Origin of the sequence: Gottfriedia acidiceleris (assembly GCF_004138285.1) — a bacterium.
GTDB classification, from domain to species: Bacteria; Bacillota; Bacilli; order Bacillales; family Bacillaceae_G; genus Gottfriedia; species Gottfriedia acidiceleris_A.
In genome coordinates, this window is record NZ_SCFN01000001.1 from 297,105 (window position 1) to 311,454 (window position 14,350).

A 14,350-nucleotide genomic window follows, 5' to 3' on the forward strand; every position below is an offset into this window, starting at 1 on the left:
ATCGTATCATCTAAAAAACTAGTTTATCAAACTACAAAATTCGGCAATTTTTGCATTTTGTGAAGAAAAAATAAGCAGAAATATCGAAGAAAAATAGATTTAGAATTTTTGAAATAGTTAAAAAGTATTAATTTTAGTTAAAAAATGGTAAATAAACAATCGAATTTTATTAAGAATATTTATGTTTTTGGTTAATTTTAACTCAAATAACTGGAGATTAATGAGAGGAAAAGTAATGAATATATTATTTTAGTAAATCATTTATATCGTTTTAAAATAAGAGGTACGCACAAACTTCAGGAAATTTTAACTTCGACAAAGTCTTCAATGCAAAAGATATGAATTACAATGGGAGAAACTATGGAGTAAGAAAGGCAGGAGTGACCTAGAACCTGCCCTTTCTTAAATACTGTTCTTAATTCTTGGCCTACTTTTTTCTCTTAACCCTTACATTGATAATCCTTTATCGACAATTATTACTTTTGCTTTCACATGTATTTTTGAGTTTTTAAAATCTTTGGGCCAGTTGGATTTTACCTTTTTCCAATGTTCATGTTGGTAAGAACTCGCTAAAATTCCTAAACCTAATGGATCGATTTCGTTCGTTTGAAATTTATGGACTAAGCCATTTAGTTCCTTCTCTAAAGATGATTCGATTTCTTTTCTTAATAGGCCGACTGTTTTGTTATCTAATTTAATCGGTGATTGTGAAATCGTTACAGGGACTTTTAAAGAAATTTCAAAATCGAATTGGTTATGATTGAATTTACAGTCTACTTTTCTTTTAATATTTCTTATAGAATAGCTAGATGTTTGAATGTTAAACAATTGGTTATTATCTTTTATTCCTTTTATAGAAGCTGTCAAACCTAATTGACCTTTTAATTTTCCTTGAAGCAGGCTAAATAACTGCGTTTCTTTTATAGAGAGTATTTGTTTAACGGAAAAATTTTTGTCTAATAAGACAATTCCGCTAACTTCAAGTTCTTCATTATTGATCGACATTTTAGGTAAATAGGGTGTCACTCCTTTTTCATATGTCATTAGATGAAACGTTCTAATCGATGTACGAAGCGTTACATTTCGAAAATCAGCTGTTTCTATTAGTTGCGGAATAAAAATTGATAATCTTGGTTTATCTTCTTCTTTTAGTTCGAGTAGCTCAGAAATATTGCCATCAAAAAAAAACAAGATCTGCATTTTGCCGTAGTTTCGGTTCTCGATATAAAAAATCTAAGAGAGACGCCCAGTTCTTTTGTTCAGCTAATTTACTACCGACTAATAAAGTTTGTAACTTTCCTGCAGTTGTAACACCGCTTAGCTTCGAATCAAATAAAGTACGAGCTTCTCGAATGGTTGAAGCATCAACCATACTTTGTTCATTTTTTTCTTTTGCCTCTTCACTGAAAACGGGACTAGACATGAAAACTTGGAGCTTTTTTTGTTTTGGATTATTTGTGTCAATTCCCAATACTAATCCCATTGTAATATCTTCAATATTGATTGTTTTTTTACAGCCTGATAAAAGAATTATAATAAAAAAACTAATGGTAGCAATTTTTAAACTTTTCATCTTATCACCTTATTTCCAATTGAGCGAAACCAAATGAAAACTAATAAAATAAAAATGACGATTACGCCATACATAGTTAGAAATTGTATTTGTTGATCATTTTGCTTGAATGTTGGTATGAAAAAGCTTGTAAGAAATAGAAAAACACAGGAAAATCCGATAAATAAATAATCAACTCGTTTAAGCCGAAACATTTCTGCTAAATTTGTTACACCAATCCATAAGTACATAATCCATGTTTTAGAAATGACTATTAGAAACAATGAAAAAAGAATGAAATCTAACCTTTCAACATATTGGAATTCAATCACGCTTAAAATATCTAAAACTGGTTCAAAGATTACGCCGATTTCATCAGGACTATAAATAACAAAACAGATAATTGACACGTATACATAAACAAATGTTGTTAGACTATTTGCAACTAAAACGCCTTTTAAAGCTTTTTCTTTTTGATCTAAATATGGATAAATAATAAAGATTATTTCAATTCCTAAAAAGGAACTAGTGGTAGTAGGAATGGCTTTAAAAATCGGTAACCATCCATCCTTTATTAAAGGTAAAATAAAATGAATATTACTTTGTTTTAATGTGAAGAGTAGCATAATTAACATAAAGATAATGATTGGAAAAATAATTTCAATATACTTTCCAAGCACTTGAATACCACCTGTCACGAATTGATAAGTTGGAATTAAAAACAATACTAACAAAATAAAAAGGGAAGCATCAGGTAGAATGTAAGATTGAATAAATAAAATGGAACGTAATATAATTGCGAAGCCGGTTCCAAGACAGTAAAGGGTAAAGAACAGTGAAAAAAATGTCCCAAGCACTTTGCCAAAGCAATGTGTAAAATACATGTTAAATGAACAAGAAGGATCTTTTTCCCTTAGTTTCACAATTGCAACACTAATTAGAAAAGAAAGTAATCCTCCAAACAAAAGAGAAACCCAACCACTCGTTCCAGCTTTATCTTCTAATATTCTTGGCAAAGAAATGACACCGATTCCAACTTGTACACCAAATATTAATAATACAAATTGAACATATGTAATTTTAGGTGAAATTTGTCTCATATCATTTCCTCTTCTTTTGACTCGTTATATGATGATTCCAAAGAATGGATAGAGCACTATTTTGATATTTTTGTTTTAATTTTTTTAAGTTTAAAGGAGAAAATGGCTGACTATAAGATTCATTATAGCTAGATAATTTTAAACCGTGGGCAATGATAATCATAGTACTCGCAATAATTCCTATAATCCCGAAAATTGAAGCCATTATCATAATGGGAAATCGTAATATACGTAAACTTGAAGCCATGTCGTAATTTGGAATAATAAAAGAAGAAATGGCAGTTAGAGCTACGACAATTACCATAATGTTGCTTACGATACCAGCGGAAACTGCAGCTTGACCAATAACAATCCCACCTACAACTCCTACGGTTGTACTAATTGGAGTTGGAAGGCGTATAGCTGCCTCCCTCAACATTTCAAGTGTTAACTCCATAATAACTGCTTCAACAAGCGGATCGAAGGGAACTTTTGCCCGTGATTCACCGATTGATATAATTAATTTTAATGGGACAACATCATAATTAAACGAGACAACAGAAATATATAACCCAGGTAAATACAGAGTAATGAATAGAGCGATTGTACGTAAAAATATATTAAAAAATGCGATGACAGGTCTTGTAGATGAGTCATCAATACTTTTAAAAAAAGAAACAAAAGATCCAGGCATAATAACGACTTCTGATGAACGGTCTAACAAAATTACAACTTTTCCTTTTTCAATAGACTGTGATGCAAGATCAGGTCGTTCAGTTGTGACAATTTGTGGAAAGAGAGAAAAAGGGTATTTTTCCAAAATGTGAGCTAATTGATTAGCGTTGAGTAAAGAGTCAATCGTAATAGCATTAAGCTTTGACTCGATCTCTTCAACTATCTCAGGTTTAGCAACACCTTCTAAGTAAGCTAGCGTTACATTGGTTTTATTTTCTTTTCCTATTTTAGTTTCTTTGAAAAGTAAATCTTTACTTTGAATATAGCGACGAAGTAAAGACAAATTGGCTTGTACCGTCTCGACAAATGAAATTCTTGAACCTTTGATTGAATTATCGATACTTGGTGGAGAATAGGCCCGCTTCGGATAATCTGCAACTGAGTAAAGAAATGCATTTGGTTCTCCGTCGATTAAACACACACATTTCCCTTCGAGGATTGATTGTTCTATATCCTCAATTTTCTTTGTTGCTGTTGTATGGTTATAAAGAAATTGAAATAATCCATCTTTATATTCGAGAATATTCGTCGTAAACTGATCTATTTTATCCTCATTTACTAAGCTATTAAAATATACGATGACACCTTTTTTCTCACTAAATAACACCTTTTTTATTACTAAATCTGAGGTTGGAAACAATGTAAGTAATAATTGAATATTCGAATCTAAGTCGCCTTCCTGATGAATAACGAATGATGGTTTTGATGTTTTATTCAATGTTTCTCACCTCTTTCCAATTTACATTTTTTACTAGTCTTAATGTGCACTTTATACGTGGATACTATTCTAATTTGGAAGTTTATAGTAATAAACCATAGCTATTTCAACATATTGAAGCTAACATGGAGTGTTTATGAGGAAAAATAAGTAATTTTTAAAACAAAGTACATATTTTGTTCGTATTTCAAACTAATTACTGTTTAAAAAAATAACAATCTAAAAAGAGAAGGCAGTAGTTTTGAAGGCTAAAAATAGATTGAATTTCGACAAAAATAGAATTTACAAGCTTACAATAAACTACAAACTTCAATTAAATACTTTTGTTATAATCTTTTTAATTAGTTTCAGTTTATATATAAGTAATACAGGAAAGTACTATTACTAATTGTATTATTTAGATAATAAGTTGTAGTTTTGTGTATAAAACTTGCAGTTTAGTTGCAGTTAATTATAAGATGGAGGTAAGAGGTGATGATTTTGTTTACTACATATGAAAAAAATAAATTTGTAGGGAAAAGTATCGAATCCTTAACCAATCATATTTTTTTGGACGATGAAGATAAGATTTTGTTTTTTAAAGTGCTGGTAAACTATTTGGATAAAAGAGAAGGAAACAAGCTGCAGTATAGTAAGCTTAGTGAACAAATTTTATCTGACTCAGAGTTGTTAAAAACTTATTACCGAGAAATATTAAATTTATTAGCAGATGTAGCTTCAAATCAAGATGAGTCCGTAAGTGAATATACTACAGGACAATTATCTACTTATTTTGGTGTAAGTATTACTACTATAAATAACTGGATTAATGACGGACGATTTATTGGCTATAAGAGAAAAGAAACAAACGAACAAGCTAGGATAAAAGGAAATACTCTTTGGAAATCAAGGACTGGTAAAGTCTATCCAGTTCAAGAAATTGTGGATGAATGGGTAAAAGACAATCCAGAATCGAATAATATGGCCAATGATGAAAAAGTATTCTTGATAAACCAAAACGCAGCTTTTGAAATTAAATATAAGGGTCCATATCGAGAAACATTAGGATCAAAGCCACTTTCAGAAATGACATCAATGGAAGAATCAGATGCTTCTGTTTGGAGGTATTTTATAAAGAGGTTGCAAGATGAGTACGGGTTATAAACCGACTAGCTGGGCTCGTATCGAAAGAGATTATGATGATATTATTCTAGAAATAAGAGGTTCACTGAACTCTGAACCTGGTTTTGTAGAAAAAGTAGTAATATTAGATGATTACTCTCGGTTAAAATGTCGTGAATTTATCAAATTAGGAATTATTGAATTTTTTCAATATGATTATTATGATGCTAACGGAAATATTATTATCAAGTATCATTCTGAACCACACTATGATTCAAAATACCAAACTGAAACTGAGCCTTTTCGTATGCACGTCAAAGTGAATGAAATGGATTTAGCCGCATCCAAAAGACTGCCACTACCAAAACAATTAAGAACAATTGATGATATTTTAATCAATATCGTTAATGGAAGGCATTTAAAATACGTTTTTATTAAGGAATAAAAAGATTTGTTTGAAAAATAATATAGAGTTAAATTAAGTGATCATTCATACCGAGTATAAGATCACCCTAAAATTACCAAAATAAATAGAAAAAGCTAGTAAAAGGGTGATTAATTTGAGTATCGAATTCCAAGTCGGAAAAGATTACGAAAATGGTTCAATTAAAGACGTTTTACACGATTTAGGTTTTCAAGAAGATGGTAGAGAATTTAAAAAAGACGGAAAGAGATTTAGGTATGAAGGCTGCGATAAATATCAAAGCTATATCTTTTCTGTGACGATGAATCAAATAAATTAAAGTATTTTCCAAAGACCTATCCATATAGATAAGGTCTTTTGTTTTGTCCTAAAAATTTATGAAATTTAATTTTAGTTTTAAGTAAAAAATACCGAAATTTATCTAATTAAAATAAGTAAGTATGTCTCAAGCGTAAATGATTAGGAACAGATAGAGTTAGCCAACACAATCGGATATTCAGGTGCACTTCCTAAAGTAGTTGCTGTCGCGGCCTTTAGTGCATTGTACTTTACTTTTTTCTCATAGTACCAATGAATCTTGAAGGATCAAATAAATAAAACTTTAGAGGTATAATTAGTAAACATGCTAAATAGAATGATACAAAGAACTAGTCCTAAGTAGGTTTTAATAATAGGACTAGTTCTTTTTACTAAAAATCGTTGTTCTATACAAGTAGGAGGGGCAATTATGAACTTTACAGATTATCTAATAAATGTAAAAAAACTAAATGAAGTAAAAGCGAGTCAATATAATCATAGACTTTCAACTTTAAAAAAATATAGAATTTATAACAATGAAAAAGTTTTAAGTGTTCATATGCTAAAGAGGATTAAAAGTCTTTCCAAAGATACAACAAAGCAATATTTAAGGACTATTAATTATCATATTGAATTTTTGAATGATCATTATAGGATGTAACAAATGTACATTACTTCAATACTTTGTTTATCTATGCAAAATAATGTTTGAAAGGACACTCTAAAGGATAAAATCCTGATAGATTGTCTTTTTTTATTAAACAGTTCTTGAAGGGGATGAGAGTAAATTTGAAGAATTTTTATAGAGGAAGTATTTTATTTATTTTAATGATTTTTATCATGACCGGATGTAATGGAAATACACTTAATACAACTAAAAATTCAGATGAGACAAAGGTGGCGAAGATTACAATGAACCCTTCTTTTTATGTAGATCCATCAATTGATTTTTCAACTAATCAAATGACTTCGATTATTATTGAATTTAAAACGAAGCCTGCTGTGGTAGCCGTAAAGGAAGCAGAGGCAGCGGGAAAACAACTTACTTTGGAAGAAGCGACTAAGCAAGTAGAAGAAAGTCATGCAAAATTTCAAGAAGAATTAAAAACTCTGCTAGAGGATCAACATGTACCGTATAAGATTAGGCATGTTTATAAGACTGCACTGAATGGCGTATCGATGGAAATACCTGGGAAGGATATTAAACGATTATCACAATCAACAGTGATTGCAAGAATCTATCCAAATAAAAAAGTACATATTATGCCTCCTGTTACACCGTATAATCAAAAGTAAATCAAAACAAGGTAGAGAAAAAAAGGACTTGGAGGGAGATTTATTAAAAAAAGAGTAATTGGTCAAAATGGTCCATTCGTTTCTGAGATAGGTCTTGGGTGTATGGGAATGTCTTGGCTCTACGGGGAAGTAGATCGTAAGGAGAGTATAGCGACAATTCAAGAAGCACTTGAAAGTGGAATTACACTTCTTGATACAGGAGATTTTTACGGTGATGGTCATAATGAATCGTTAATTAGAGAAGCTCTTCAAGGGTTTCGTAGAGAAAATATGTTTATATCAGTAAAATTCGATGGTATACATCGCTCACCGGATGACAAATATGGAGTAGAAGATAATAAACCTGAGGCTATTAGAGATTTTCTTAAATATACTTTGCAACGTCTCGGTGTAGAATATATTGATTTATATCAACCAGCCAGGATCGATCCAAAAATACCGGTTGAAGAAACGATTGGAGCAATTAGTGATTTAATTAAGGAAGGCTATGTACGACATGTTGGTCTTTCTGAAGTAGGAGCTAAAACAATCCGTCGTGCACACGCGACTCATCCGCTAAGTTGGGTACAGTCTGAATACTCACTATTTAATCGAGAAATCGAGCTAGAAATTTTACCGACTTTACAAGAATTGGGAATAACATTATCAGCATACGGAGTACTCTCAAGAGGATTATTGAGTGGGTCTTGGACTAAAGAGCGAATATTAAGTCCAAATGATAAGAGAATGAAGGCTCCAAGATTTACGAACGAAAATCTTGGAAGGAATTTAATGCTCGTAGAAGCTTTGCGAGAAATTGCACTTGAGAAACAAGTACCTGTTTCTAATCTTGCTATTGGTTGGGTACTCTCCAAACATGAAAACGTAATTCCTTTAGTAGGAGCTAGAAAAAGAACTCAGCTTAAAGAAACATTGGGTGTGACTAATCTAAATTTGAGTGCCGAGGATCTAGGACGAATTGAAAAAGCTGTACCACAAGAGTTTGTCGCCGGGGAATATTATGCTGTCCCGCGTAAAAAGTGGTTTTTTTAAAAATATTATTCTCTTTTTTAGACTATTACTTTTGTATAGTCTATTTTTTTGTATAAAACTCCAAAAACTATTCAGTGATTCTTTTATTAAAATTTGGTTATTAAGCGTTTTTAGTCTACAAAAACAAAATAAATTTGCTATTATGATATAAAAAAGCTAGAAGTGAAGGTGAAACAACACGATGGAAATTCATTTAGTTGCAAAAGATGAGTTAGAAGCTTCAGGAATTCGGTGGGTCGTGGAATCGCACTTTACTGGTATTAACCTTGTTTCTTGGGAAACGATGGGAGAATTTGAAAAGGCTATTCAAAAGCAGCAGCCCGACCTTGTAATATTTGATATGGACCATTGGAAAAATGAGAGTGAAAGATTTGGTGATTTAATCCAAAAATTTTCAATTCGTTGGTTAGGTATTTCATCCGAGCGAATTTTTCAAACTGCCTATCTAGCATTACAATATCGAGCGGAGGATGTATTGTTTCGCCCATTTTCTCCTACTGATTTAATTAAGCATATTCAACAATTACGCTATCAAATTCGTAATAAAGAACGATACTTTACTAGAAACATTAATGAAGAAATAAGCTCATTTAATATAGATTATCCTGACCTTTTTTTGAATGAACGAATGTATGATGGTCCGATTACGATGGTTGCATTTTTGACACCAAATTCAGGGACACTTCCTCTTGTCTATAAAGCATTAGAACGAAATCCCTTTACCGGGAAAAATCGTTTATTCGTAGGATCTGACTTTATTTTATGTGTCCATGAAGTTGATGAAGTGTTATTGCAGGACGAATATAATGCATTTCTTGCTCGTTGGAAAGAAATGATGGATGAGCCTCTTGCAATCGTAATGAAATTCGGAGCCGAGGAAGAAACATTAAAAGATATTTTCGAACAAACACTTCAGTTAACACGGAGAATCTTCTTTGAAGGTTATGATATTATTTTGGCAGAAAACGAACCAATGCCATATCAAGAGAAGGATCCATTCCTTACACCTCTAGAGCAACGTCACTGGATTGAAATGCTAGAAAGAAGAGATGCAAAAGCGATTCGAGACTGGATGGAACAAGAATTTTTAACCTTTCAGCAGCCTTACCCAGATCCAGAAATTGTTCGAATCCGATTAACGAGTGTACTTGCACAAATAAGAAGATATATGAAATCAAATAATCTTCAGAATGCATCATGGGAAGGTACCTATTATGATATTTTCCAAAAAATTGTACATGGACCGATCATCTATCAAATTGTTCAAGAATTGCTTGATTTTACAACAAGTTTATTGCTACAAGGATATGATTCTTCCCAAGAAGGCCATCGTACATTAGTTGAGAAAACAAGGGAGTTAATTGAATCGAATTATTGGGATGCCGGATGGAGCTTAACGGATTGCGCTGATGCACTACGGATTAATAAAAGTACACTTAGCCGTCGCTTTGCAGCCGAATCAAATCATTCGTTTAGAGAGACGCTTCATGAAGTGCGAATTAGAGAAGCAAAACGATTATTAGATGAAACAGACTTACCACTAGATGAAATTTCAAGATTAATTGGCTATTCTCACCAATCATATTTTAATGCAAAGTTTAAACAGCTTGAGGGGTGTACTCCTTTAGTTTATCGATCTGGATTGTAGGAAGTAGTTTAAAGCACTTTAATATTCCCCAAATTGACTGCTATTGCTATAGTAGTCTTTTTTTGTCATATTAGTATATTGTAACCGTAATAAAATTAAGATCGATAAATAACAGAGAATAGGCGGTAAAAATTAGTGAAACTACCAATTTTTAGTGTAATTGCTGTAAAAAGCATCGTCTTCATGCTGATGTATCATAATTAACTTTTTTCTATTAATTAATTAATTATTATAAAATTAAATTTTATGTAGAAAAAAATGAAAGGGGTTGCAACTATGTACGAATGGAACAAATTACTATTAGTTGGAGAACAAGATGGCGTAAAAGGAGATTTTAATACATTAATTTCTATGATGAATTATGTAAGATATACAACTTTGGAAGCTATTAAAGATATTACAGTGGAGGAGTTAGATTATTTGCACACCCCAACAGGTAATACAATTGGGATGTTGTTAACCCATATGGCAGGAGTTGAGTATTGGTATCAACTTAATACATTTGAAAATCGAGATTTAAATTCAGAAGAAGAAGAGAAATGGTTACCTGGTTTAGATTTAGATGATCATGCTAGAAAGACAATTAAAGGTAATGATGCAGACTATTATATTAATCTTTTAAACTCGGTTCGAGAAGAAACTTATGCAAAATTTAATACACTTTCAGATGAGTGGTTGTATGAGCAGACAGAGTTTGGTAGAGCAAAAGCTACAAATTACTTTAAATGGTTTCATGTATTTGAGGACGAAATCAATCACCGTGGACAAATCAGAATGATCCGTAAATTATTTAAAAATGCTTAAAAATAGCCTGTATCATCGAATTATATAAATCGATGATACAGGCTTATAATTTAGATTTTCCTCGACTATTCTCTCATATTAACTAGTACAGATCATTAATACATTCCCATCCAAATCTTCAAAGTTAAAATATGCAAATTCACCAATGCGTTCAATTTCTTTTACGATTGTAATATTATTTTTTTTCATAAAGTTATAAGCAGCGTCTATATCTTCAGTGTAGAAATTAAATAACACATTTTTTGAAGGTTCGAACTTAAAATTAGGATCAAAAGTATGGTCATCTAATGTAAGTCCAGTAGTACCTGTTACTGGGATGTTGAAAACTGGGGATTTAATCTGGCTACTATCGAACGTAATACCAAGGAGTTTACAATACCAATTAACTGATTTTTTTAGATCCTTAACATGGATAAAAACATAGTTAACTTTATTAACAATTGGAGAAACAGTTGATTTCATGACGATTCCACCTTTCGATTTAATCAATTAATGAATTCAACATCACATATTTTAAACCTCTTTTATATTCATAGTTTTCTTTTAAGATAGACTAATTAATTAATAGAAAATGAGATAGTTTATAAAAATACAAATTAAAGTTAAGTAATGTGAAATAAAATATAAAATAATCATTATTTTATAATAAAATATCGGAAAATTCGTGTTAGACTGAAAATATCACATCAAGGGGGTATTAAATTATGAATACGGTTACAGTTGATAAAGTAGTTAGATATAGAGGTACGGAATTAAATACAAAAGGTTGGCAACAAGAAGCAGTTCTTCGTATGTTAATGAATAATTTAGATCCAGATGTAGCAGAGCGTCCAGAGGATCTTGTTGTATATGGTGGAATTGGTAAAGCAGCTCGTAACTGGGAGTGCTTCGATGCGATTGTTGATTCATTAAAGAATTTAGAAAACGATGAAACATTATTAGTTCAATCTGGTAAACCAGTAGCAATTTTTAAATCTCATACGGATGCACCACGTGTTTTAATTGCTAACTCAAATCTAGTACCTGCTTTTGCTAATTGGGATACTTTCCACGAATTAGATAAAAAAGGTTTAATGATGTACGGTCAAATGACAGCTGGTAGCTGGATTTATATCGGTTCTCAAGGTATTGTTCAAGGAACTTACGAAACATTTGCTGAATTAGCAAAACAACATTTCAATGGCACGCTTGCTGGTACAATTACTGTTACTGCTGGTCTTGGTGGAATGGGTGGGGCTCAACCACTTGCTGTTACAATGAATGGCGGAGTTTGTATCGGGATCGATGTAGATGAAACTAGAATCGATCGTCGTATCGAAACTAGATATACGGATGTAAAAACAGATTCATTAGATGAAGCAATTCGTCTTGCTGAAGAAGCGAAAAAAGAAGGAAAAGCATTATCAATCGGTCTAATCGGAAATGCATCTGATATTTTACCAGAAATGATTGCTAGAAACTTTATTCCAGAAGTATTAACTGACCAAACATCAGCGCACGATCCATTAAACGGTTATACTCCATCGGGAATGTCTTTAGAAGAAGCTGCAGAATTAAGAGCCTCAAACCCAGAATTATATGTTGCTCGTTCTAAAGCTTCAATGGCAACTCACGTAAAAGCAATGCTTGAAATGATGGAAAAAGGATCTGTGACATTTGATTACGGTAATAATATCCGTCAAGTTGCGAAGGATGAAGGTGTAGAAAATGCATTTGACTTCCCAGGATTCGTTCCAGCATATATCCGTCCACAATTCTGTGAAGGTAAAGGTCCTTTCCGTTGGGTAGCATTATCAGGTGATCCTGAGGATATTTACAAAACTGACCAAGCTATTTTACGTGAATTTGCTGATAATGAGCATTTATGTAACTGGATTCGCATGGCTCAGGAAAAAGTTGAATTCCAAGGCTTACCTTCTCGTATTTGCTGGTTAGGTTATGGCGAGCGCGCTCGTTTCGGTAAAATCTTAAATGACATGGTTGCAAGTGGCGAATTAAAAGCTCCAATTGTGATTGGACGAGACCATTTAGATTCAGGTTCTGTAGCATCTCCAAATCGTGAAACAGAAAGCATGATGGATGGATCAGATGCAGTAGCAGACTGGCCGATCTTAAATGCAATGATTAATGCAGTTGGTGGAGCTACTTGGGTATCAGTTCACCACGGTGGTGGAGTAGGAATGGGTTATTCATTACATGCTGGTGTCGTAATTGTTGCAGATGGAACAAAAGAAGCGGAAGCACGTATTGAGCGCGTATTAACAACGGATCCTGGAATGGGTGTAGTTCGTCACGCTGATGCGGGTTATGAGCTAGCTAAACAAACTGCTCGTGAAAGAGGAGTAAATATTCCAATGCTTGATAAAGGGACTGATAAGTAATGACAAAACCAATTTGGATTAAAAATGCAGCTCAATTAGCAACGCTTGATTCTGAAGTTAAAGGCCCACGCTCAAAGGAAGCAATGTCAGTTCTTGGTTTAATTGAAGACGGAAGCTTATGGATTGAAGATGGAGTAATCAAAGCCGTTGGTACAACAAAAGAAATTCAAGATCGCTATGCAGAAGAAATTCATGAAGTAGAAGTAGTTGATGCAACAAACCATTTAGTAACTCCTGGACTAGTGGATCCACATACACATGTAGTGTATGGTGGAAGCCGAGAACGTGAATTTGAAATGCGTCTTGAAGGTGCAACATATATGGATATTATGAATTCGGGTGGCGGAATTCATGCGACTGCCCGTATGACTCGTGAAGCGACTGAAGAAGAATTAATGGAACAAACTATGCGTCGTCTAGATTCATTCATTGCACACGGTGTGACAACTGTAGAAAGTAAAAGCGGTTATGGAATGGATTTAGAAACCGAGTTGAAACAGTTAAGAGTGATGAAAAAATTAAAAGAAAAGCATGCAGTTGAATTAGTTCCTACTTTTATGGGTGCTCATGCAGTACCGAAAGAATTTAAAGGACGAGAAGATGAATTTGTTGATCACCTAATTAACGACATGCTACCAATCATAGCAGAAGAAAAATTAGCTGAATTTAATGACGTATTCTGCGAAAAAGGTGTATTTACGCCAGAACAATCAGAGCGAATTTTAGAAGCAGGAAAAAAATATGATCTAATTCCAAAAATTCATGCTGATGAAATTGAACCATATGGCGGAGCGGAATTAGCTGCAAAAGTTGGTGCTATTTCAGCCGAGCATTTATTAAAAGCTTCTGATGAGGGTATTTCTGCAATGGCTAAATCAGGTACAATTGCTTGTCTTCTACCTGCAACTGCGCTTTATTTACGTGAAGATGCTGCAAAAGGTAGAAAAATGATTGATGAAGGAGTAGCTGTGGCAATTTCAACTGACTGTAATCCAGGTTCTTCACCAACAACTTCGATGCCACTTGTAATGAATTTAGCTTGTATTTCAATGAGACTTACTCCTGCTGAAAGCTTAACGGCAGCAACATATAACGCTGCGTGTGCTATTAATCGCGAGGATAAAATTGGTTCTCTTGAAGTTGGAAAGCAAGCAGACATTGTATTATGGAATGTAAAAAACTATCAAGAATTACAATATTTATTTGGTGTTAACCATGTGAAATCTGTTTGGAAAAAAGGTATTAAGATTGTGTAATTAGTCGCAGAAAATGATAAAACAATG

15 protein-coding genes are annotated in these 14,350 nt (G+C 32.8%); 10 read left to right on the forward strand and 5 right to left on the reverse strand.

Annotated elements, in window-relative coordinates:
* Positions 1-447 precede the first annotated feature (447 nt).
* The 4 genes from EP747_RS01410 to EP747_RS01425 are packed head-to-tail and all read right to left on the reverse strand — an operon-like array spanning position 448 to position 4,084.
* Positions 448-1,200: a Ger(x)C family spore germination C-terminal domain-containing protein gene (locus tag EP747_RS01410; RefSeq protein WP_129688194.1), complete on the reverse strand. Its 753-nt coding sequence runs from the start codon at positions 1,198-1,200 to the stop codon at positions 448-450.
* Complete coding sequence (locus EP747_RS01415; protein WP_129688195.1) at positions 1,178-1,573, reverse strand: spore germination protein; 396 nt, start codon at positions 1,571-1,573, stop codon at positions 1,178-1,180. The genes EP747_RS01410 and EP747_RS01415 overlap by 23 nt, the downstream gene beginning before the upstream one ends.
* Positions 1,570-2,652, reverse strand: coding sequence for a GerAB/ArcD/ProY family transporter (locus EP747_RS01420; RefSeq protein WP_129688196.1), 1,083 nt, complete (start codon positions 2,650-2,652; stop codon positions 1,570-1,572). The genes EP747_RS01415 and EP747_RS01420 overlap by 4 nt, the downstream gene beginning before the upstream one ends.
* 1 nt (position 2,653) lies before the next feature.
* Complete coding sequence (locus EP747_RS01425) at positions 2,654-4,084, reverse strand: spore germination protein (protein ID WP_129688197.1); 1,431 nt, start codon at positions 4,082-4,084, stop codon at positions 2,654-2,656.
* A gap of 474 nt (positions 4,085-4,558) precedes the next feature.
* Between EP747_RS01425 and EP747_RS01430 the strand changes: the two genes are divergently transcribed.
* The 8 genes from EP747_RS01430 (at position 4,559) to EP747_RS01465 (ending at position 10,686) form a co-directional block, all read left to right on the forward strand.
* On the forward strand, positions 4,559-5,227 hold the full coding sequence (locus EP747_RS01430; RefSeq protein ID WP_129688198.1) for a packaged DNA stabilization protein: 669 nt from the start codon (positions 4,559-4,561) through the stop codon (positions 5,225-5,227).
* A complete protein-coding gene (locus EP747_RS01435) occupies positions 5,211-5,630 on the forward strand; it encodes a toxin-antitoxin system TumE family protein (RefSeq protein WP_129688199.1) in 420 nt (139 codons plus the stop codon). Before EP747_RS01430 ends, EP747_RS01435 begins: the two co-directional genes overlap by 17 nt.
* Positions 5,631-5,745: 115 nt before the next feature.
* Positions 5,746-5,928: a hypothetical protein gene (locus EP747_RS01440; RefSeq protein ID WP_129688200.1), complete on the forward strand. Its 183-nt coding sequence runs from the start codon at positions 5,746-5,748 to the stop codon at positions 5,926-5,928.
* Between the two features lie 408 nt (positions 5,929-6,336).
* Positions 6,337-6,567 (forward strand): hypothetical protein, encoded by a 231-nt coding sequence (locus tag EP747_RS01445; protein WP_129688201.1) that lies wholly within the window; start codon positions 6,337-6,339, stop codon positions 6,565-6,567.
* A gap of 128 nt (positions 6,568-6,695) precedes the next feature.
* Positions 6,696-7,202 carry a protease inhibitor I9 family protein gene (locus tag EP747_RS01450; RefSeq protein ID WP_235832722.1) on the forward strand — a complete coding sequence of 169 codons (507 nt, stop codon included), beginning with the start codon at positions 6,696-6,698 and terminating at the stop codon, positions 7,200-7,202.
* 87 nt (positions 7,203-7,289) lie between these two features.
* Positions 7,290-8,234 (forward strand): aldo/keto reductase, encoded by a 945-nt coding sequence (locus EP747_RS01455; protein ID WP_268895573.1) that lies wholly within the window; start codon positions 7,290-7,292, stop codon positions 8,232-8,234.
* A gap of 181 nt (positions 8,235-8,415) precedes the next feature.
* A complete protein-coding gene (locus tag EP747_RS01460) occupies positions 8,416-9,882 on the forward strand; it encodes a response regulator transcription factor (RefSeq protein WP_129688203.1) in 1,467 nt (488 codons plus the stop codon).
* Between the two features lie 276 nt (positions 9,883-10,158).
* Entirely contained in the window at positions 10,159-10,686 is a 528-nt protein-coding gene (locus EP747_RS01465) for a DinB family protein (protein ID WP_129688204.1), read from the forward strand.
* Between the two features lie 78 nt (positions 10,687-10,764).
* Here EP747_RS01465 and EP747_RS01470 read toward each other — a convergent pair whose 3' ends face one another.
* Positions 10,765-11,148, reverse strand: coding sequence for a VOC family protein (locus tag EP747_RS01470; protein ID WP_129688205.1), 384 nt, complete (start codon positions 11,146-11,148; stop codon positions 10,765-10,767).
* Positions 11,149-11,390: 242 nt separating this feature from the next.
* On the opposite strand from EP747_RS01470, the gene hutU reads away from it, so the two are divergent.
* Positions 11,391-13,067, forward strand: coding sequence for a urocanate hydratase (gene hutU, locus EP747_RS01475; RefSeq protein WP_129688206.1), 1,677 nt, complete (start codon positions 11,391-11,393; stop codon positions 13,065-13,067).
* Positions 13,067-14,323 carry an imidazolonepropionase gene (gene hutI / locus EP747_RS01480; RefSeq protein WP_129688207.1) on the forward strand — a complete coding sequence of 419 codons (1,257 nt, stop codon included), beginning with the start codon at positions 13,067-13,069 and terminating at the stop codon, positions 14,321-14,323. Before hutU ends, hutI begins: the two co-directional genes overlap by 1 nt.
* Positions 14,324-14,350 lie beyond the last annotated feature (27 nt).